The following is a 19,649-nucleotide window of genomic DNA, read 5'->3' as shown; positions in this document are numbered from 1 at the left end:
TACCAGGAGTTGACGCACCGTGACCGAACACCCCGACGCCTACCAGGAGTTCAGGGCAGCCCGGGACCTCCTGCTGGAGCTGCGCGAGGACCACGACGCCGCCGTCGCCAAGTTCAGCTGGCCCCGGCTGGAGAAGTTCAACTGGGCGCTCGACTGGTTCGACCGGATCGCCGAGGGCAACGAGCGCACCGCGATCCGGATCACCGACGGCACCGAGGCCGTCCAGCTCAGCTACGCCGAGCTCTCCGCCCGCTCCAACCAGGTCGCCAACTGGCTGCGCGCCCAGGGCGTCCGGCGCGGCGACCGGGTGCTGCTGATGCTCGACAACCAGCTCGCCGTCTGGGAGTCCATGCTCGCCGCCATCAAGCTCGGCGTCGTGGTCCTCCCCACCTACACCACCATCTCCGGCGACGACCTCGCCGACCGGATGGAGCGCGGCGAGGTGGCCCACGTCCTGACCGCCAGTCACCTCACCGGGCTGTTCGACCCGTTCACCGAGGTCACCCGGATCGCCGTCGGCGAGCCCGTCCCCGGCTGGCGGCCCTACGCCGAGGCGTACCGCGAGAGCACCTCCTACTGCCCGCAGCGCGAGACCCGCGCCGACGAGCTGCTCTTCCTCTACTTCACCTCCGGCACCACCTCCCGCCCCAAGATGGTCGCCCACACCCACGTCAGCTACCCCGTGGGCCACCTGACCGGCATGTACTGGAACGGCCTGCGCCCCGGAGACGTGCACTGCAACGTCTCCGCCCCCGGCTGGGCCAAGCACGCCTGGTCCTCCTTCTTCGGCCCGCTCAACGCCGAGGCCACCGTGCTCTCCGTCAACCTGCCGCCCGGCGCCTCGCCCCGGCTGCTGCTGGAGATCGCCGACCGCGAGCAGGCCACCAGCCTGTGCGCCCCGCCGACCGCCTGGCGCACCCTGCTGCAGACCGACCTCGGCCACAAGCCCGCCGCCCTGCGCGAGGCCTCCTCGGTCGGCGAGCCGCTCAACCCCGAGGTGATCGAGCAGGTCCGCACCGCCTGGGGCCTCACCGTCCGGGACGGCTTCGGCCAGACCGAGACCACCGCCCAGATCGGCAACACGGCCGGCCTGGCCGTCCGCCCCGGCTCCATGGGCAAGCCGCTGCCCGGCTACCCGATCCTGCTGGTCGACCCCAAGACCGGCCGGGCCGGCGACGAGGGCGAGATCTGCGTCGACCTGACGGACCGTCCGGTCGGCGTGATGACGGAGTACCTCGGCGACCCCGAGAAGACCGCCAAGACCCTCGCCGACGGGCTCTACCACACCGGCGACATCGCCCGGCGCGACGCCGACGGCTACCTGGTCTACATCGGCCGCAACGACGACGTCTTCAAGTCCTACGACCACCGCATCTCCCCGTTCGAGCTGGAGAGCGTGCTGCTGCGCCACGAGGCGGTGGCCGAGGCCGCCGTCGTCCCGGTGCCGCACCCGGTCGGCTACCGCGTCCCCAAGGCCTACGTCGCGCTCGCCGACGGGTACGCCGCCGACGCCGAGACCGCCCGCGCCGTCCTCGCCTTCTCGGCCGGGCAGCTGGCCCCGCACCAGCAGATCAGCGCGCTGGAGTTCGCCCACCTGCCGAAGACCACCTCCGGCAAGATCCGCCGCGCCGAACTGCGGGCCGGCGCCGCCGGGGTGGAGCACCGGGCCGAGGACCTGCTCGAGGAGCAGACCGTCCACGCCGCCCCGGGCCTCTGACCCCTCCTCACCTCCCGTCCCCTTCCTAGGAGTTCCACCATGTCCGAGTACATCGCCCAGCAGCGCAAGGTCGAGGTCTTCCCGGACCTGCTCGGCGCCGGTTCCAGCGGCGACAACCTCAACTGGCAGGCCTACGTCCAGCCCGGCCGCCAGGCGGTGGACGTGCACTGGCTCTACACCGGCGAGGAGACCGGCCCCGACGGCGCCGAGGCCTACATCGCGCACTTCGGCCCCGGCGCCCACGGCGACCTGCACCGCCACCTCGGCTTCGAGCTGCTCTTCATCCTGGAGGGCGAACTGGAGAACGACAACGGTGACCGCTACCTCCCCGGCACCCTGGTGGTCGAGGTGCCGAACAGCATCCACCGGGTCTCCAGCACCAAGGGTTGCAAGATGATGGTCATCCGGGAGAAGCGCACCCTCCCGATCCAGCCCGGCGAGATGCCCGACACCGGCCTCGCCCTGGACGGCGCCCCGCTGTCGTCGGACGCGCAGGGCTGACCCACCTGGTACCTGGCACACCCGGTACCTGACACACCTGGTACCTGGCACACCTGACATACCCGCTTGCCGTGCACCGGAGATCCCTTCCCGCTCCGGTGCACGGCTGCCACCGTTGCTGTACGCCCTTTCTGCGGTCCGCCCCGAACCACGACCAGGAGACCTCCCCATGGTCCAGTTAACGACCCCGCCCACACCGTCCACCCCGCCCACCCCGGCGGAGCCCACCGTCGGCCGGTCCGGCAAGGTCCACGGCACCCGCTACAAGTGGGGCATCCTCTGGATCGGCATCTTCGCCCAGGCCGCCTTCAGCGCCACCTTCCAGGGCATCCCCACCTCCGGCTCCATCCTGCAGACCGCCTACTCCCTGAGCACCGGTCAACTCGGCTTCGTGCTCGCCGCGGTGACCGCCGGCATCTTCGTCACCGACGTCTTCTGGGGCATCCTCTCCGACCGGATCGGCGAGCGGGTGGTGCTGATCACCGGCCTCTCCGGCACCACCGTGGCGCTCGCCCTGGTGACCGCCTTCCTGGTGCCCTCCGGCGGGGCCGTGCCCTCTTACGTCGCGCTGGCGGTGGTGCTCTTCTTCGCGGGCGCCCTCGGCGGCTGCGTCAACGGCGCCTCCGGCCGCGCGGTGATGGGCTGGTTCCCGCCCGCCAAGCGCGGATTCGCCATCTCCCTGCGGGTCGCGGCCGTCCCGGCCGGCGGAGCGATCGGCGCCGCGGTCCTCCCGCCGCTGGCCCTCGGCGCGGGCTTCCGCTGGGTGTTCGCCTTCCTCACCCTCTTCTGCCTGCTGGCCACCCTCGCGGTGGTGATCTGGCTGGACGAGCCCCCGCTGGCCCGCACCAAGCGCGACGGCTCCACCGCTGCCACCGAGGTCCCCGACCCGCTCAAGCGCTGGGACATCTGGCGGGTCGCCATCACCGCCTTCCTGCTCGACCTGCCCCAGTTCCTCGTCCTGACCTTCGGCTCGGTCTTCCTGCACACCGTCAAGGGCATGTCGATCGGCTCGATCGCCGTCCTGCTGGTGGTCGTCCAGATCCTCGGCGCCATCTCCCGGGTCTGGGGCGGCCGTTGGACCGACCGCCACGGCGGCCGCTACCGCCGCACCCTGGTCACCCTCTACTCCTGGGTCATCGCGGTCGCCTACACCGGCATCGCCGTCTTCGAGTCCTCCCCGACCTGGATCGTCGCCGGCCTCCTCATCCTGGCCGGCTTCCTCTCCTGCGGCTGGCACGGCGTCCACTACGCCGAGATCGCCACGATGGCCGGCGCCGAACGCTCCGGCACCGCCCTCGGCCTCGAGAACACCATGGTCTTCGCCGGCGCCTTCGCCACCCCCCTCCTCATCCCCCTCCTCCTCGACGTCTCCGACTGGTGGGCCGTCATGATCCTCATCGGCGCCGCCCCCGCCGTCCTCTCCGCCCTCCTCATGCCCCGCGAACTCCCGCGCACCGCATGACCTCATGACGAAGGGCGGCACGCCGTCGTGGCGTACCGCCCCAGAAGGTCGAACGTGCGGCCCGCCAATTCATTCGAATCGGCGGGCCGTGCTCACTCGGCTCGCGTCAGGGGTATGCAGATCCGGGCCTGGGCCGGAGCAGGGGAGAGCGCCAGGACAAAACCCATGGCCAGAGCCATGCCGAGGGCGAGACGAATCAAGGTCGTGCATCCATTTCGGTCTGAGGTTGCGCCGAGGGAACCTAATCCATTAGATTTGGTTCCGGGGAGTACTGATGATCGAAATTTATCCCACCAGCCCCACGCACCACAAATCCGAGTGGCACCCCCTTTTCGAAAACTCATTCCCCCTGGAGGCGGGTGCGGAGGTATTCGGAGGCGCTCAAATCAAGAGAGGCACCGAGTGCCACCGCCCGGTGCCAGACTTTCCGGGCCTCGTTGCTCTTGTCGAGGCGGACGAGAACTGCGGCGAGGGCGTCCGATGCCTCGGCCTCGTCGGCGGCGTGCGGGATGGACCGGGCGGTCAGGACCGCCTTCCGGAGGTGTTCCTCGGCGAGTGGGAGCAGGTCGAGCCGTGCGGCGGCCCGGCCTGCGCCCAGGAGAGCGGTGGCCCGTTCGTGCAGTGCTCCGATGTCGCGGGCGATTTCCTGGGCTTCGGTGAAACTGGCGAGGGCCGAGTGGGGGTGGCCGCTCCTGAGGTGGATGTCCCCGAGGGCGGTGAGGGCGTTGGCCTGGTTGCGACGGTCGCCGAGCTGTCGGTAGGTCTCCAGGCCCGTTTCGCAGAGGATCAGCGCGTGCGGAAGTTCTTCGGGACTGTCGATGGCGTCGGCGAGATTGATCCGGAGTGCGGCGCGGTCGACCTCCGAACCGATGATGGCATTAAGTGCCAGTGCCTCCTCGAAGCTTCTGCGTGCGGAGAGCCGGTCGTCCATGGCCAGGTGGACTTCTCCGATGTTGTTGAGGATGCCGATCTCCCTCTGGAGGTCGCCGATCTGGCGCACCTCCGTGAGGGAGTCGAAGAATGCCGCCAAGGCGGACGGATAATCGGACGAATAGAGCAGGATGATGCCCAAATTGTTCGAATACCGAACACGGTTGTGCCTGGTCACCGGGAGTGCCAGCCCCCGTCGCTGCAGCGTCAGTGCCACGTCGTACTCACTGACGTGCCAGTGCAGCAGCGCGAGCTGGGCGAGCGCCTCCGCCTCGCCCTCGAGGTCCTGGACGCCCCTGGTCAATCCCAGCGCGAGCTCCCCGGCCTCGGCGGCCTGGACGTAACGGGAGGAGCGGGCATGACTGGCACTCAGGTCGATCAGGGCCCGCGCCTCGGCCGTCCGGTCGTTGACTGACCGCCAGTGGTCGACGGCGGCGCCATGCATCTCCACGGCGTCCTGCCAGTGCCCCTCCTGGTTGAGGTGTTCGGCCAGTACGTGCGCCATCCGGGCCGCCTCGGACCTCAGGCCGTTCCGGCGCGCGTGCCGTTCGACGGAGAGCAGGGAGGCGCGGGTCTCGCTGAGCCACTTCCTGGCGTCCGCCTCGTCCTTCCAGTGCGGCTCCGGCGCGGGGCTGATGCCGGCGGGCAGCGGAAGACGGGGGCGGCCGGGATGGACGAGGCGGTCCGCCCGGTCGGCGAGCCGGATCTGGCAGTGGGCCAGGCGACGGTGGGCCGCCGCGCGTTCGTCGGGCGTCTCCTCGGTGTCGGCGAGCGTTCTGGAGTACTCCGCGAGCAGGTCGTGGAAGCGGTAGCGGTCGGGAGAGAGTTCGGTGATCAGGTGGTAGTCGAGGAGGTTCTCCAGGATGCGCTCCGCGGTGTCGAGCGACCTCCCCATCAGGGCGGAGCCCTCGTACAGGTCGAACTCGCCGGCGGGATGGAGCCCGAGCCGCCGGAACGCACTCTGCTGGTCCGGTGTCAGCAGCATGTAGGAGAGTTCGAAGACCCGCGCCACGTCCCGGAACTCGTCCCGGATCTCGCCCAACCGCCCCGGCATCCGGGAGAGGCGTCGGGAGAGGTGCTCGAGGGTCCAGGTGGGATGGTCCTTGAGCCGGCTCGCGGCGATCTCGATGGCCAGCGGCAGGTGCCCGAGCTGGGCGACCAACCTGGCGAGCACCTCGGTGTCGTCCACCCGCTCCGGGCCGACCAGGTGCTGGAACAGCGCCGCTGCCTCCTCCGGGGCGAGCAGGTCGACGAAGTAGGTGTGTACGCCGGGAAGCCCGCTCAGCCGGTGACGGCTGGTCAACAGGACGACGGAGGAGGCCGATTCGGGTAACAGCGCCCGGACCTGCTCGGGGTTCGCGACGTCGTCGAGCAGGACGAGCACCCTGCGCCGCGAGAGCTCGGAGCGCCACAGCGCGCTCAGTTCCGCGGTCTCGTGCGGCAGCGCGGCGGTCGGCGTGCCCAGTCTGCGGAGAAGGGTGACCAGAGCGCTGTGGACCGAGACGGGGGGCTGGCCGGGAGAGTGCGCCCGCATGTTCTGGTAGATCTGGGCGTCGGGGAAGCGGGGTCGGAGGCGGTCGGCGAGGTGGAGGGCGAGTTCGGTCTTCCCCACACCGGCCATGCCGGAGAGCGTCTGGAGCGCGAGATTTCCCCGGAGCCGTTCGGACAGCCGGTCCAGGTCACCGTCACGACCGATCAAGTGGCTCCGGCTGGGCAGGTTGGACGGGCCGGTGGCGGTCGGCGGCTGGGTGACCGGAGCGCCCTGTCCCCGGTCCGGCAGCAGGTCGCCGACCGGGACCTGCTGGAGGATGCGCTCGTGCACGAGGGTCAGGCGCGGGCCGGGGTCCACCCCGAGGTCCTCGCGCAGCCGTTGGCGCATCCGGTGGAAGAGGGTCAGCGCATCGGACTGGCGCCCGGAGCCGTAGAGGGCGACGAGCAGCTGTTCGGCGATGGTCTCGTGGGTCGGGTGCTGGTCGAGCTCGGCGGAGAGGTCGGGCACGAGGTCGGCGAACCGGCCGAGCGCGAGCTCCAGGGAGAAACGGCCGAGCCGGACCGAGAGCCGGCGGCGGAGCATGGTCGTGCGGGCGTTCTCCGCCCAGGCTCCGGGCAGGCCGGTCAGCGGCTCCCCGTGCCAGAGCTCCTCGGCGTCCTGGAAGGCCCGCAGGGCGCGGTCGCCGTCACCCGCCTCACTGAAGGTGCGGGCCCGTCCCGCCAGCCGGAGGTACTGCTGCCAGTCGACCTCGGCAGGGTCGGACTGCAGGGCGTAGGTCTGCGCGCCGGAGACGAGCGTCGCGCCGGTGGTGGGGCTCGCCAGTTCGGCGGCACGCCTGAGGGTGGAGCGGAGGCGGGAGGCGCAGCTGTAGAGGTTCGACGGAGTGGCTGTGGCGGGGTCGTCCCACATCCGGTCGGTGAGGGTCGTGTGGGAGAGCGGTCTGCCGAGTTCGTACGCGAGTGCGGCGAGGAGGGTCTTCTCCCGTGCCGAGCGGAGCGGAAGTACCTGACCAGCCGCTTTCACCTGCACCGGTCCGAGCAGACGGATCGTCAACACAGCCCCCCCCAGCGGACAGTTTGCGTGTTTTCGATTATGGGAGCATGGCAGGGGGGAGCATGGCCATAGCACCTCGGAGTGGAGAGCAACTGATTTACGTAGGGTTCAGTATCGGACCGCGACAGACCTGCTATGGGAGTTCGCCGCGGGCAACGGGGGTGCTGTGGAACTACTGACCAGCGTGGAGCTGAAGGCCGCCCTCCGGCGGGCGACCGGTCGGCAGTGGGAGCAACTGATGCTCCTGGTCGGCCCGTTGGCCATGCCGGAGAGCGAGGAGGAGTACGAGTCCCTGGTGGCCTCCCTGCTGGCCCACCCCGAACTGGTGCCGGGGCTGAGACTGTGGGTCGCGATCTCGGGGAGCGAGGCGGGCAACACGATTTCGGGGTCGGCGCAGTTCACCGGGACGACGGTGCAGGCCCGCGAGATCCACGGAGGTATTCACCTGGCTTCAAACCGCCCTGCGCACCCCGCACCCCGCCAGTTCCCGCGTTCCAGCGGCGAGTTGGTCGGACGGGCCGGAGCCGTTGCCCGCCTGGAGGAATTGCGGCGGGAGAGTGGCCGGGACGACCCGCTGCTCGTGGTCACCGGGCCTGCGGGGGTCGGCAAGACCACGCTCGTCCTGCACTGGCTGCGCGGTCTGGCGGACGAGTATCCGGACGGCCAGCTCTACGTGGACCTGCGCGGGCACGAGATGGAGTCCGCAGCCGGCGCCGGGGAAGTGCTCGGCGGCTTCCTGCGGGCACTGGGCATCACCGCGGTGCCGCCGGACCAGGCCGAACAGGCATCGCTCTGGCGCTCGTTGAGTGACGGAAAGCGCTTGATGGTGCTCTTCGACAACGCCCTGAGCGCGGCCCAGGTCCGGCCGCTGCTGCCGGCTTCGGGTCGCTCCTTGGTGGCGGTGACCAGCCGACTGCGGCTGTCCGGGCTCCAGCTGGACGGCGCCGGCCTGCTGCGCCTCGGCCTGCTCGGCCCGTCGGCCTCCGCCGCCCTGCTCCGCGACCGGATCGGGCCGGACCGGGTGGCGGCCGAACCGGGGCCCGCCCGCCAGGTGGTGGACCTGTGCGCGGGGCTGCCGCTCGCGCTGTGCGTCGCTGCGGCCCGGGTGGTCACCAGCCCGTCCCAGGCCATCGCCGACACGGCAGCAGCGCTGGACCGCGAGGCGGACCGGCTGACCGAGCTCCGGGTGGAGGGCGAGCGGGCGGTCCAGGGAGCGCTGGACGCCTCCTACCGGGTGCTCGCGGAGAGGGCGGCCGACCTCTACGGGCGACTGGGGCAGCTGCCCTTCGCCGATTTCCCCGCGGAGCTGGTCGCGGCGGTCGCGGGCGAGCCGTGGCGACGGACCGCGGAACTGGTCGAGATGCTGACGGGCATTCACCTCCTGGAGGAGTCGGGCACCGGTCGGTACCGCTTCCACGACCTGGTGCGCCTGCACGCCCGGAGCGTCGGGGCCGGCGGGCCCGAGGTACTGCGCCGCGCGGTCGAGTGGTACCTGGCGAGCGCGACGGAGACGGAGGCCCTGATCACACCGAGCCACCGGACGCTGGAGCGGACCTACCGGGAGCCGCCGGTCGAGCCGCGGCGCTTCGCCACCGAGTCGGAGGCCCTCCGGTGGCTCGGTGCGGAGCAGTACCAGCTGATGGCCGCACTGCGGGGCGCCGAGGAACGGGGCTGGCCCGAGTACGTCTGGCAGCTCGCCGACGCGATGTGGCCCTTGTTCCTCAGGCTGCGCCCGTACGGAATCTGGTTCGAGGCCTTCGAGCGGGGGCTCGCGGCGTCCCGGGCGGTGGGCGACCGCGCGGCGGAGGCCCGGATGCTCACCTCCGGCGGCGGGGCGCTGCGGGCGCTCGGGCGGCACACCGAGGCGGCGGAGTGGTACCGGGAGGCGTTGGTGCTGGCGTTGGCGGACGGGAACCGCCGGGACGAGGCGCAGGCGCGGCACGGGGCGGGGCAGTCCGAGTTCCTGGCGGGGCGTCACGAGGAGGCGGTGGCGGAGCTGGCGGTCGCGCTGGCCATCCGGGAGGAGATCGGGTACCCGCGCGGGGCGGCGCTGACCAGGGTGGTGCTGGGGGAGGTGCGGCAGGCCCTGGGGGAGCCGGAGGCGGCGGTGGACCTGTTCGGGTCGGCCAGGGCAGGGCTGTTGGCCGTCGGGGACCGCTACGACGCCGCGCGGGCGCTGGCGCTGCTGGGGCGTGCCAACGGAGCGGCCGGGGCCGAGGCGCTGGCGGGGGAGCAACTCTCGTCGGCGCTGGCGGAGTTCGAGGAGGCCGGATCCGTGCAGTGGCAGGCCAGGTGCCGGGAGTTCCTCGGTGAGCTGGCGGAGACGGCGGGCCGGCCGGGGACGGCCCGCCGCTGGTACGAGGAGGCGCTGGAGCTCTACCGGTCGCTGCACGCCCCGGACGTGTCGAGGCTGACCGAGAAGCTGGAGCAGCCGTCCGACTGAAGGCGCATCGGAGGGTGCCCGGGGAAGGTGAAGCCCATCGCCCTGGGCTTCCCGGCGAGCAGCCAGGAGTGCACCAAGGAGCCGGTGAGGGTGAGGGCCACCGGACCGGGCGCGATCACCACGGGCCCGGTCCGGGTGGCTGCCCGGACGGTGCCGTCGAGGGCTGCGAAGGCGGCCACCGTGCAGCCGGGGAGGAGGTCGAGGAGCCAGGCGGCGAGCCGGGCGGCCTCGACGGCGGACATCAGCTGGCGGCTGGTCAGGACGTCGGCCTGGCAGAGTTCGGCGGCGGGCGCGTCCGGATCGAGACCGACGGCGAGGTGCTCGTCCTGGCCGACCGGGTCCGAGAGGTGCAGGCGGACGAGGTTCACCGGAGCCTCCCCGGGTCGTGGCTGCCGAGTGCGGACGGCAGCGGCAGCGGGTCGTCGGAGGGTGCGTGGGCGGGTTCGCCGAGTCCGAGCAGGCGGTAGATCAGCGCCCGGACGTTGTGGTTGAAGCGGCCGGGTTCGGAGGAGATCCGTTCCGCGATGGCGGTGGACTCCTCGGGCCGCAGGCGCTGTTCGGCGTAGTCGAGCTGTTCGGCCAGCGAGTGGGTGAGGGAGAGCGCGGGGGCGGTCCGGGCCAGCAGGGCGCCGGGGGAGTGCGGGTTGAGGTCCTTGGCGGCCGGGAAGCGGGCGAGCAGGGTGGGGGTGCCGGTGAGGGCGCCGTAGAGCGAGACCGAGCCGTGGTCACCGATCAGGTAGTCGGCGGCGATCAGCAGCTGGCGCCAGTCGGTCTCCGGCGGCAGCAGGTGGACGCTCTCCCTGGCGCGTTCCGGGAGCCAGCCGTTGACCTGCCACCGGCCGTGCCCGGCCCAGACGTTGGGGTGTACCAGCAGTGCGGTGCGGTAGCGGTCGGCGGGCAGTTCGGCGAGCAGCCTCGGGAGCAGGGCGTCGATCCGGTTGAACGAGGAGGCCCGCCCCCAGGTCGAGGTCGTCAGGACCAGCCGCTCGCCCTCGCGCAGGCCGAGCGCCCGGCGGTACTGCTGACGCAGTGGCAGGCTGGCGGCGATCCGGTCGTAGCAGCCGTCGCCGATCACCTCGGCGATCGGCAGTGCCTCCGGGCACCAGCGGGCCAGCTCGTCCAGGTCGGCCCGGTGGGCGAGGGCGACGGCGGCCGGGACCACCCGGCCCTCCCAGGTGAGGTACGAGCGGCCGATGCCGCCGATGGTGCGGTCCGGGCCGAGGGCCGGGCGGTGGTTGAGCTTGACGTGCCCGGCGCCGTGCGGGAGCCGGAGCAGCGGTCCGCGGAGCTGCTCGACGCCCTTGGACCCGGCGGCGAGGGCGAGGTCGAATTCCGTGCGCAGTGCCTCCCGCCAGGGCATGACGGTGGCGCCGAGCGAGCGGAGGAAGTCGGCGGCCCCGGCGTTGAACTGGTGCGGAGCGACGGTGAAGACCACGTTGACCCGGAGGTCGGCGCGCAGCAGCGGGAACACGTCCTGGAGACGGAGTCCGTAGACGAGCGTGTGGACGACGACGAGGACGCGCTTGCAGTCGGGCAGCGTGAGCCACTGCCGGTGCTCGTCGGGGGCGGTGGCCCCGGGTGTCGTGATGGGCTCGGTCGAGGCGAGTGGCATGGTTGCGGTCCCCCTGGATCCGGTACGGCGGCCGCGGGTGTGCGGCCGCCGTTGGGAGGGTTGCCCGGCGGGTTTGGCGGAAGCCCTGCCACCTGCTTGCGGAAACCTTGCGAAGGAGGTGACCGGCTAGATGCGGTCGCCGAAGTCGGCTTGGAGGCGGTGGAGTTGGCGGGGGCCGGGGATGCCGTCGGCTTCGGGGCCGGTGTCGCCGATGTGGAGTTGGTAGGCGCGCATGGAGGCGGTGTCGGCGGGGCCCCAGTCGGGGCCGGGGCCGACGGTGTAGTGGGAGCAGCCGGCGGCGGTGAGGAGGCGGCCCATGGTGGTGATGTGGGGGCCGTGGGAGCCGGGGCCGTAGGGGTGGCCGTCGATGACGACCTGACGGGGGATCAGGGGGGTGGGGAGGTCGGACTCGTCGGCCTGCTGGCCGAACCAGGTGATGCCGGGGCGGCCGCGCCAGGCCGGGTCGGCGCAGACCAGGCCCTCGGGGAAGTCGGGGTAGCCGTAGGAGTCGACGTAGGCGGAGCGCCGCCGGTAGGTGCGCTGGTAGACGCCGTCGCCGTTGGCCGAGCCGTCGTCGTTGGTGTTGCCGGCGATGACGGTGATGGTGTCGGCGGTGTAGGCGGTGACCAGGCCGGTGTGTTCGCCGCCGGGGCCGTAGGGGCCGTCGGGGGCGCCGAAGAGGACCTGGGCGCCGACGGCGGGATAGACGGAGAGGCGGCTGCGGCGGGCGAACCAGTCGCGGGCGGTGGAGCAGGAGGCGGTGTCGGGGTAGAGCCCGGAGTTGCCGCTCTCGGCGGCGACGGCGGAGACGAAGTCGGCGCACCAGCTCTCGGCCGGACGGCCCATCGCGGTGGAGAAGCGGTTGCGGTTGCCCGCGCCCTCGCGGTAGCCGAGGTGGCTCCGGGCGGTGTGCAGTATGGCCCGTGCACCGGACATGGTCTGTCTCCTGACGAATAGGCGAGCGGGCCCTGCCAAACGAGGTTCGGCAGGGCCCGGTTACGGAGCGTCAGGCCCGGTCAGGGGCGCGGGTGGAGGCGCGACGGAGGCGCGGGAGGGGGTGCGGGGAGCGCTCAGCAGCGGCCGAGGGTCTCGCACTCCTCCCAACGGGTGGCCGGCACCAGGGCCGCCTCGGGCGAGGCGGAGGACGGCGCCTGGAAGGAGCGGGCGGCCGGGGCGTTCTGGCCGCTCTTGGCGGGGGCGTTCGAGCCGGCGGACGGGGCGGCGGGCGCCGGGCCGGTGGCCAGGCGGACGGCGATGGCGTCCAGGACGAAGCGCGGGCGGGCGCCCGGGAAGTTGTTCATCATCGCGCTGAAGGCCAGGCGGCGGCCGTCGGGGGCGGTGGCGTAGCCGATCAGGTTGTCGACGCCGCTCATCGAGCCGCTCTTGGCGTGCACGTTGTTCTCGGCGGCGGTGCCGCGCATCCGGGCGGCCAGGGTGCCGCCGACCATGCGCTCCGGGTTGCCGGCCACCGGGAGGGCGTCGTACCAGGTCTTGAACCACGGCTTGCGGGTGGCCAGGTCGAGCAGCGAGGCGAGCTTGCCCGGGGTGACCAGGTCGTAGCGGGAGAGGCCGGAGCCGTCCACCTGACGGCCCGTCGGGAGCTCCAGGCCGTTGGCCTTGAGGAAGCCGTTGACCTGGGCGGAGCCGGTGCCCCAGGTGCCCTGGCCGCCCTTGACCTTGCCGATCTCCTTGATCAGGTGCTCGGCGATGCCGTTGTTGCTGATCTTGAGCATCGGGACGATCAGCTTGCCGAGCGGCTCGGAGTCGTGCGAGGCCAGCGGCTGGGTGGTCTCGGTCCCGGTGGCGGCCTTGGCCGGACGGACCACGTCGACGCCGGCCCGCTCCAGGGCGCCGTTGAAGACCTCGCCGGTGTAGGCGGCCGGGCCCTCGACGGTGACCAGGGAGTCGACCGGGGCGGCGCCCGCGGCCAGGCTGCCGGTCAGGGCGATCTCGTTGACGCCGCGCTTGCGCTCGACGCCGCTGGAGTTGCCGGAGCCGGCCGCGCCGGTGGTGATCTGGCCGGTGAACTTCACCGGGGCCTCGGCCGGGAAGGTGGTGACCTTGGCGGGCTGGCCGGCCGTGGTCGGGGTGACGGTCACCTTGACGGTGTCCATCGAGTACTCGGAGTCCGGCGCGACGGTCAGCGCGGAGATCTGCGGGCTGTAGGAGTACGGCTCGTCGTCCCAGGCCCAGCCCGGGCCGAGCGGCACCGAGTCGTAGCGGGTGGCGTCGGTCAGCACCCGGCCGGTGACGGTGGTGATGCCGGCCGCGGACACCTGCTTGGCCAGCGCGTCCAGGTCCGCCGGGCGCAGGCTCGGGTCGCCGCCGCCGCGCAGCACGATGTCACCGACCAGGACGGATCCGTAGCGGGTGCCGGAGGTGAGGACCTGGGTGGTGAAGACGTGGTTCTCGCCCAGCAGGTCGAGGGCGGCCGCGGTGGTGACGGTCTTGAGGACCGAGGCCGGGGTGAGCAGCGCGTTCTGCCCGCGCTGGTAGACCACCTGGCCGGTGGTGGTGTCGATGACCTGGACGCCGGCCTGGGCGTTGGCCAGGGCCGGGGTGGACAGGATCGCGTCGATGTCGGCGATCAGCTTGGGGTCGGCCGGCGTGGAGGTGTCGGCCTGGGCGACGCCCGCCAGGAGCGAGGCGGCGACCGCGACGGCGGCGAAGGGCAGGACGTGGCGGCGGCTGGTGCGCAGCGACAAGGGAGCTCCCGAGCTCTCGGACGTGACGGGGGCGCGCGCAAGCGCGTCCGCGCCCGACAGATCGGTGCGGAACAGGCCAAAGCCCCCCGTTGGCGTGCACAGACTAGCAGTTGACGAACGATCTGATGATCGCCGGTGGGGGGCCTCGGCAGAAGGGTGGACGGGTGTGGTTCAGACCTGCGGGGCGCGGGCGTTGCCCGCCTTGGTGGCCTCGACCATGGCCTGGTGCAGATTGCGGGCGGTGGTCTCGTCGGCGGCGGGGAGCGGGCTGCCGAGCACGGTGAACCAGTCCTGCGCGCCGGTGTACTGGACGGTGATCTTCACCTGCCCCTCGACCCAGGTGGTGTGAAGCGTCAGATTGCCGGTGATCGCGCCGAGCTCCTCGGTGAGCACGCCGCCGTGCCCGGCATGGATGCCCTGAGTGGTCCAGGTGGCCCACGTCTCCACGGTTCCTCCTGCTGCTGTCCGGGGGGTGATCATGCGTCAAGAGTTACCCGGCCACGGTACCCCGGCTCGGCGGCCATCACCCCCTGTCACCTGTCAGGGGCGCGGCGCACACTGGGAGCATGTGCCGATCGATCAAGACCCTGCGCGCCCCGGTCACCCCCGAGGTCACCGAGGACGACATCCACGCCGCCGCCCTGCAGTACATCCGGAAGGTGTCCGGCTTCCGGGCGCCCGCCGCGCACAACCAGGAGGTGTTCGAGCGGGCGGTGGAGGCGGTCACCGAAGCCACCCGGGAGCTGCTCGACCATCTGGTGGTCAGGGGGCAGCAGCACCAGGCGGCCCACGAGCACTGAGGCGGCGTCCCGGGGAGGCGGCCGGGATCAGCCGAGGAAGCCCCGGAGCAGGGCCGCGGTGGCCTCCAGGTGCTCCTCGGTGGTGCGGCGGGCGGCGGCCACGTCCCCGTCGAGGATGGCCCGGACCATGGCGCGGTGCTGCTCCGAGGCGTGCTCGATGTTGCGGCCGAGCACCGGGATGGCGTTGAGCAGGTCGTTGAGCCGCATCCGGCCGACCGCCACCCCGGCGGCCAGCGAGGGCGAGCCGGTGAGCTCGGCGATGGCCAGGTGGAAGCGCGAGTCGAGCTGGCGGTAGTCGGCCGGGTCGCAGTCCTCCAGCTCGGCCAGCCGCTGCTCCAGGTGTTCGCGCTGGGCCGGGGTGAGGGTGCGGCGGGCGGCCTGTTCGGAGGCGCCGGTCTCCAGGACCAGACGGTACGTCAGGGCGTCCTCCAGCTCGGCCCCCATGTCCTGGACGGCGCGCCGGAGTTGACCGAGGTCGGGCGGGGGCAGGCGGTAGGTCACGAAGGTGCCGCCGTAGCGGCCGCGGCGCGGCTCCACGCAGCCGGCCTGCTGGAGCGAGCGGAGCGCCTCGCGCAGGGTCTCGCGGCTGACGTTCAGCCGGGCGGCGAGCTCGCGCTCCGGCGGGAGGCGGTCGCCGTGGGCGAAGACGCCGAGCTTGAGGGCGGCGAGGATGCGTTCGACGGTCTCCTCGAAGGCGTTCCCGGTCCGCACCGGACGCAGGACCGATGCGCCGCGCCAGTCCACGCCCTCGTCAGCCACGGCCGCATCGTACCCAGGGCGGGGGTGGGGGCGAAGGGGGTGACCGGTGGGTGAGAGGGGTGGTGGGGCGGGGATGGGAGCGGCATCGTACCCAGGGCGGGGGTGGGGGCGAAGGGGGTGACCGGTGGGTGAGAGGGGTGGTGGGGCGGGGATGGGAGCGGCACCGTGCCCAGGGTGGAGGTGGGAGCGAAGGGGGTGACCGGAGGGTGAGCGCGGTCGTGAGGCGGGGCGGGGGAGGGCGGGGCGTCCGGGTGGCGAAAAGGCGGGGCGGGGACAGGGGTGGTGCTGGCATGCTGCTCCCGTGGACAAGCCCGAGATCTCGATCGAATTCGCCCCCGAGCTGCACGTCTTCGTGAGCACCCCCCGTCGAGGCGGCTGGTCCGGGGTGAGGACCGACGGGACCTCGACCCTCGGGCACGTGGTGGAGTCGCTCGGCGTGCCGCTGACCGAGGTGGGCGCCTTCGAGACGGCGGCCGGCGAGGCGCTGGCCTCCTCGCACGTGCCGGTGGACGGCGAGCGGATCGCCGTGCGGGCGGTGGTCAGGCCGCAGGCGCTGCCGGGCGCGCCGCGCTTCCTGCTGGACGTGCACCTGGGCACGCTGGCCCGGCGGCTGCGGCTGCTCGGGGTGGACGCGGCGTACGAGAGCCTGGACATCGGGGACCCGGCGCTGGCGGCCCGTTCGGCGGCCGAGCAGCGGGTGATGCTCTCGCGGGACCGGGGGCTGCTGCACCGGCGCGAGCTCTGGGCGGGGGCGTACGTCTACAGCCACCGCCCCGCGGAGCAACTGCGCGACGTGCTCTCCCGGTTCGCGCCCCCGCTCGCGCCGTGGACGCGGTGCACCAACTGCAACGGGGTGCTCCGGCCGGCCGACAAGGCCGAGGTCCGCGAGCAGCTGCGGGACGGCACCGAGCGCTCCTACGACGTCTACGCCCAGTGCGGGGACTGCGAGCAGGTGTACTGGCGCGGCGCGCACCACGCGCAGCTGAGCGGGATCGTGGACGCGGCGGTGGCCGAGTTCGGCGGGGCGGTCGTCAACGGCTGAGGCCCGGCCGGCTGCCCGCCGAGGAACCACTGGGGCGCGTGGTCTTGACGGGGAATCAGGGGTAACGGGAACATGCTGCCCACGCCAAAGGTCTGAAACCGGTCCTTTGGCCGCCACGATGACGTGGGCGCACGTTTCGGCTCTCTCCCGAACCCCTCAACCCCCAAGGGGTGCGCATGCCTTCCGAGCAGCACACGAGCGACGACGAGCACCGGCTACGGCAGCTCGGCTACACCCAGGAGCTGGCCCGCTCGATGTCGGGCTTCGCCAACTTCGCCGTCTCCTTCTCGATCGTCTCCATCCTCTCCGGCTGCCTGACCCTCTACGGCTTCGGGCTGAACACCGGCGGCCCGGCCCTGATCACCTGGGGCTGGCCACTGGTCGGCCTGATGACGCTCTGCGTGGCGCTGTCGATGGCCGAGATCTGCTCCAGCTACCCGACCGCGGGCGGCCTGTACTACTGGGCCGCCAAGCTGGCCCGCCGCAACGGTGCGGCGGCCTCCTGGTTCACCGGGTACTTCAACTTCATGGGCCAGGTGGCCGTCACCGCCGGGGTCGACTTCGGCGCGGCGTTCTTCACCAACGCCTTCCTGGACCTCCAGTGGGGCTACGCCGCCACCACCGAGCACACCATGGTGCTGTTCGCGGTCATCCTGCTGCTGCACGGCCTGCTCAACACCCGGGGCGTGAAGCTGGTCGCGCTGCTCAACACGGTGAGCGTCTGGTGGCACGTGGCCGGAGTGACGGTGATCGTCGGCGCGCTGGTGCTGCTGCCGTCCGAACACGCCTCCGCCTCCTTCGTGTTCACGAAGTTCGTCAACAACACCGGCTTCTCCAGCGGTTTCTACGTCGCGATGCTCGGCCTGCTGCTGGCCCAGTACACCCTGACCGGCTACGACGCCTCCGCACACATGACCGAGGAGACCAGGGACGCCGCCCGCTCCGGGCCCAAGGGCATCGTCAACTCGGTGCTGGTCTCCCTGGTGGCCGGCTGGGTGCTGCTGCTCGGGCTGACCTTCGCGATCACGAACTACGAGGGCGTGACCGGCACGAGCACCGGGGTGCCGCCCGCGCAGATCTTCCTGGACGCGCTCGGCCCGACCGGCGCGAAGCTGCTGCTGCTGATCGTGATCGGCGCCCAGTTCTTCTGCGGGATGGCCTCGGTGACCGCCAACTCCCGCATGATCTACGCCTTCTCGCGCGACGGCGCGCTGCCCGGCTCGCGGATCTGGCACCGGATCAACCCACGCACCCAGACCCCGACCGCCGCCGTCTGGCTGGCCACCGGAGGGGCCTTCCTGCTGGGCGCGCAGAACCTCTGGAACGCCACCGCCTACGCGGCCGTCACCTCGATCTCCGTCATCGGGCTGTACATCGCCTACGTCGTCCCGGTGTTCCTGAGACTCCGTCAGGGTGACGCCTTCGAGCGCGGCCCGTGGCACCTGGGCCGGTGGAGCAAGCTGATCGGTAGCGTGGCGGTCGGCTGGACGGCGCTGATCTCGGTGCTGTTCATGCTGCCCACCGTCAGCCCGGTCACCGCCGCGAACTTCAACTACACCCCCGTCGCGGTGGCGGTCGTGCTCGGCTTCGCCGGGATCTGGTGGCTGGTGTCGGCCCGGCACTGGTTCACCGGCCCCAAGGTGACCGCCGAGGACGAACCGGCCGACCGCGCAAGCACCTTGGAGAAGCGATGAGCAGCCCCCGCCTCACCCTCGACCGCCTGCGCGCGCTGGTCGCCGACGGCTCCGTGGACACCGTGGTGCTCGCCCTCACCGACATGCAGGGCCGCCTCCAGGGCAAGCGGATCGCCGCCGGTCACTTCCTGGACGAGGTCGTCGGCCACGCCGCCGAGGGCTGCGGCTACCTGCTCGCGGTGGACGTCGACATGAACACCGTGGACGGCTACGAGGTCTCCTCCTGGGAGACCGGCTACGGCGACTTCGTGATGCGGCCCGACTTCGACACCCTGCGGATGGTGCCCTGGCACCCGGCCACCGCGATGGTCCAGTGCGACGTGCTCCAGCAGGACGGCACCCCCGTCCCGGTCTCCCCGCGCCAGGTGCTGCGGCGCCAGCTGGAGCGGCTGGCCGGCTACGGCTGGCAGGCCTACGCGGGCACCGAGCTGGAGTTCATCGTCTTCAAGGACAGTTACGAACAGGCCTGGGACAAGGGCTACTCCGGCCTCACCCCGGTCAACCAGTACAACGTCGACTACTCCATCCTCGGCACCTCCCGGATCGAGCCGCTGCTGCGCCGGCTGCGCAACGAGATGGCCGGGGCCGGGCTCACCGTGGAGTCCGCCAAGGGCGAGTGCAACCTCGGCCAGCACGAGATCGCCTTCAAGTACGGCCCCGCGCTGACCACCTGCGACGACCACGCGGTCTACAAGACCGGTGCCAAGGAGATCGCGGACCAGGCCGGCTACAGCCTCACCTTCATGGCCAAGTACGACCAGCGGGAGGGCAACTCCTGCCACGTCCACCTGAGCCTGCGCGACGAGCACGGCGCCCCGGTCTTCGCGGGCGACGGACCGTACGGCTTCTCCCGGACCATGGAGCACTTCCTGGCCGGACAGCTGGCCTGCCTGGGCGAGTTCGCCCTGCTGCTGGCGCCGACGGTCAACTCCTACAAGCGCTACGTCCCCGGCAGCTTCGCCCCCACCGCCATCGCCTGGGGCCGGGACAACCGGACCTGCGCGCTGCGGGTGGTCGGCCACGGCCCCTCGCTGCGGTTCGAGAACCGGGTGCCGGGCGGGGACGTCAACCCCTACCTGGCGCTGGCCGCGCTGATCGCCGCCGGCCTGCACGGGGTCGAGCACCAGCTGCCCCTGGAGGCGGAGTTCACCGGCAACGCGTACGCCTCCGACGCGCCCAGGGTGCCGTCCACACTGCGGGACGCGGTGGCCGCCTTCGAGGGCAGCGAGGCGGCGGCGCTGGCCTTCGGCAAGGACGTCGTGCGGCACTACGCCCACGCCGGGCGGGTCGAACTCACCGCCTACGACGCCGCGGTGACGGACTGGGAGCGCCGCCGGGGGTTCGAACGCCTGTGACCACCGCTTCGCCGACCGAGGAGAGTACGCAGTGACCGACAGCCCCGACCTCTACGAGGTGGTCAACCCCGCCACCGAGGAGGT

15 protein-coding genes are annotated in these 19,649 nt (G+C 72.0%); 8 read left to right on the top strand and 7 right to left on the bottom strand.

Annotated elements, in window-relative coordinates; genetic code table 11:
* The first annotated feature begins 19 nt into the window (after positions 1-19).
* The 3 genes from ACWEPF_RS23805 to ACWEPF_RS23795 all read left to right on the top strand — a co-directional run bounded on the left by ACWEPF_RS23805 (position 20) and on the right by ACWEPF_RS23795 (position 3,680).
* Positions 20-1,717 (top strand): AMP-binding protein, encoded by a 1,698-nt coding sequence (locus ACWEPF_RS23805; protein ID WP_452174061.1) that lies wholly within the window; start codon positions 20-22, stop codon positions 1,715-1,717.
* A 39-nt stretch (positions 1,718-1,756) separates the two neighbouring features.
* Positions 1,757-2,218, top strand: coding sequence for a cupin domain-containing protein (locus ACWEPF_RS23800; protein ID WP_452174060.1), 462 nt, complete (start codon positions 1,757-1,759; stop codon positions 2,216-2,218).
* A gap of 169 nt (positions 2,219-2,387) precedes the next feature.
* Positions 2,388-3,680: an MFS transporter gene (locus ACWEPF_RS23795; RefSeq protein ID WP_449795253.1), complete on the top strand. Its 1,293-nt coding sequence runs from the start codon at positions 2,388-2,390 to the stop codon at positions 3,678-3,680.
* A gap of 340 nt (positions 3,681-4,020) precedes the next feature.
* Here ACWEPF_RS23795 and ACWEPF_RS23790 read toward each other — a convergent pair whose 3' ends face one another.
* Positions 4,021-7,155, bottom strand: coding sequence for an AfsR/SARP family transcriptional regulator (locus tag ACWEPF_RS23790; protein ID WP_452174059.1), 3,135 nt, complete (start codon positions 7,153-7,155; stop codon positions 4,021-4,023).
* A gap of 166 nt (positions 7,156-7,321) precedes the next feature.
* Between ACWEPF_RS23790 and ACWEPF_RS23785 the strand changes: the two genes are divergently transcribed.
* Complete coding sequence (locus ACWEPF_RS23785; RefSeq protein ID WP_452174058.1) at positions 7,322-9,598, top strand: ATP-binding protein; 2,277 nt, start codon at positions 7,322-7,324, stop codon at positions 9,596-9,598.
* On the opposite strand, the gene ACWEPF_RS23780 is transcribed toward ACWEPF_RS23785, so the two are convergent.
* The 5 genes from ACWEPF_RS23780 to ACWEPF_RS23760 form a co-directional block, all read right to left on the bottom strand.
* Positions 9,532-9,966, bottom strand: a complete 435-nt coding sequence (locus ACWEPF_RS23780; RefSeq protein WP_452174057.1) for a hypothetical protein — start codon at positions 9,964-9,966, stop codon at positions 9,532-9,534. The genes ACWEPF_RS23785 and ACWEPF_RS23780 overlap by 67 nt on opposite strands.
* Positions 9,963-11,210 (bottom strand): hypothetical protein, encoded by a 1,248-nt coding sequence (locus ACWEPF_RS23775; protein WP_452174056.1) that lies wholly within the window; start codon positions 11,208-11,210, stop codon positions 9,963-9,965. The genes ACWEPF_RS23780 and ACWEPF_RS23775 overlap by 4 nt, the downstream gene beginning before the upstream one ends.
* A 126-nt stretch (positions 11,211-11,336) precedes the next feature.
* Complete coding sequence (locus ACWEPF_RS23770; RefSeq protein WP_452174055.1) at positions 11,337-12,146, bottom strand: peptidoglycan-binding protein; 810 nt, start codon at positions 12,144-12,146, stop codon at positions 11,337-11,339.
* A 134-nt stretch (positions 12,147-12,280) separates the two neighbouring features.
* On the bottom strand, positions 12,281-13,915 hold the full coding sequence (gene dacB / locus ACWEPF_RS23765; protein ID WP_452174054.1) for a D-alanyl-D-alanine carboxypeptidase/D-alanyl-D-alanine endopeptidase: 1,635 nt from the start codon (positions 13,913-13,915) through the stop codon (positions 12,281-12,283).
* A gap of 171 nt (positions 13,916-14,086) precedes the next feature.
* Entirely contained in the window at positions 14,087-14,362 is a 276-nt protein-coding gene (locus tag ACWEPF_RS23760) for a hypothetical protein (RefSeq protein ID WP_396291589.1), read from the bottom strand.
* Between the two features lie 119 nt (positions 14,363-14,481).
* Here ACWEPF_RS23760 and ACWEPF_RS23755 point away from each other — a divergent pair, with 119 nt between their 5' ends.
* Positions 14,482-14,715: a DUF2277 domain-containing protein gene (locus ACWEPF_RS23755; RefSeq protein WP_345283524.1), complete on the top strand. Its 234-nt coding sequence runs from the start codon at positions 14,482-14,484 to the stop codon at positions 14,713-14,715.
* A 27-nt stretch (positions 14,716-14,742) separates the two neighbouring features.
* On the opposite strand, the gene ACWEPF_RS23750 is transcribed toward ACWEPF_RS23755, so the two are convergent.
* Positions 14,743-15,474: a FadR/GntR family transcriptional regulator gene (locus tag ACWEPF_RS23750; RefSeq protein WP_345283522.1), complete on the bottom strand. Its 732-nt coding sequence runs from the start codon at positions 15,472-15,474 to the stop codon at positions 14,743-14,745.
* 301 nt (positions 15,475-15,775) lie between these two features.
* On the opposite strand from ACWEPF_RS23750, the gene ACWEPF_RS23745 reads away from it, so the two are divergent.
* The 3 genes from ACWEPF_RS23745 (at position 15,776) to ACWEPF_RS23735 (ending at position 19,565) form a co-directional block, all read left to right on the top strand.
* Positions 15,776-16,516: a Mut7-C RNAse domain-containing protein gene (locus ACWEPF_RS23745; RefSeq protein WP_452174053.1), complete on the top strand. Its 741-nt coding sequence runs from the start codon at positions 15,776-15,778 to the stop codon at positions 16,514-16,516.
* Positions 16,517-16,692: 176 nt separating this feature from the next.
* Positions 16,693-18,210: an amino acid permease gene (locus ACWEPF_RS23740; RefSeq protein WP_452174052.1), complete on the top strand. Its 1,518-nt coding sequence runs from the start codon at positions 16,693-16,695 to the stop codon at positions 18,208-18,210.
* On the top strand, positions 18,207-19,565 hold the full coding sequence (locus ACWEPF_RS23735; RefSeq protein ID WP_452174051.1) for a glutamine synthetase family protein: 1,359 nt from the start codon (positions 18,207-18,209) through the stop codon (positions 19,563-19,565). Before ACWEPF_RS23740 ends, ACWEPF_RS23735 begins: the two co-directional genes overlap by 4 nt.
* Positions 19,566-19,649: the final 84 nt, after the last annotated feature.

The sequence above is a fragment of the Kitasatospora sp. NPDC004289 genome (genome assembly GCF_053602875.1).
This window is presented reverse-complemented; position numbering and strand designations above follow the sequence as displayed.

What these genes read in the sequence shown, in the direction of transcription:
- ACWEPF_RS23800 (WP_452174060.1), top strand. Translation starts at nt 1,757, where the DNA reads ATGTCCGAGTACATCGCCCAGCAGCGCAAGGTCGAGGTCTTCCCGGAC.
- ACWEPF_RS23795 (WP_449795253.1), top strand. Translation starts at nt 2,388, where the DNA reads ATGGTCCAGTTAACGACCCCGCCCACACCGTCCACCCCGCCCACCCCG.
- ACWEPF_RS23775 (WP_452174056.1), bottom strand. Translation starts at nt 11,210, where the DNA reads ATGCCACTCGCCTCGACCGAGCCCATCACGACACCCGGGGCCACCGCC.
- ACWEPF_RS23770 (WP_452174055.1), bottom strand. Translation starts at nt 12,146, where the DNA reads ATGTCCGGTGCACGGGCCATACTGCACACCGCCCGGAGCCACCTCGGC.
- ACWEPF_RS23755 (WP_345283524.1), top strand. Translation starts at nt 14,482, where the DNA reads ATGTGCCGATCGATCAAGACCCTGCGCGCCCCGGTCACCCCCGAGGTC.
- ACWEPF_RS23740 (WP_452174052.1), top strand. Translation starts at nt 16,693, where the DNA reads ATGCCTTCCGAGCAGCACACGAGCGACGACGAGCACCGGCTACGGCAG.
- ACWEPF_RS23735 (WP_452174051.1), top strand. Translation starts at nt 18,207, where the DNA reads ATGAGCAGCCCCCGCCTCACCCTCGACCGCCTGCGCGCGCTGGTCGCC.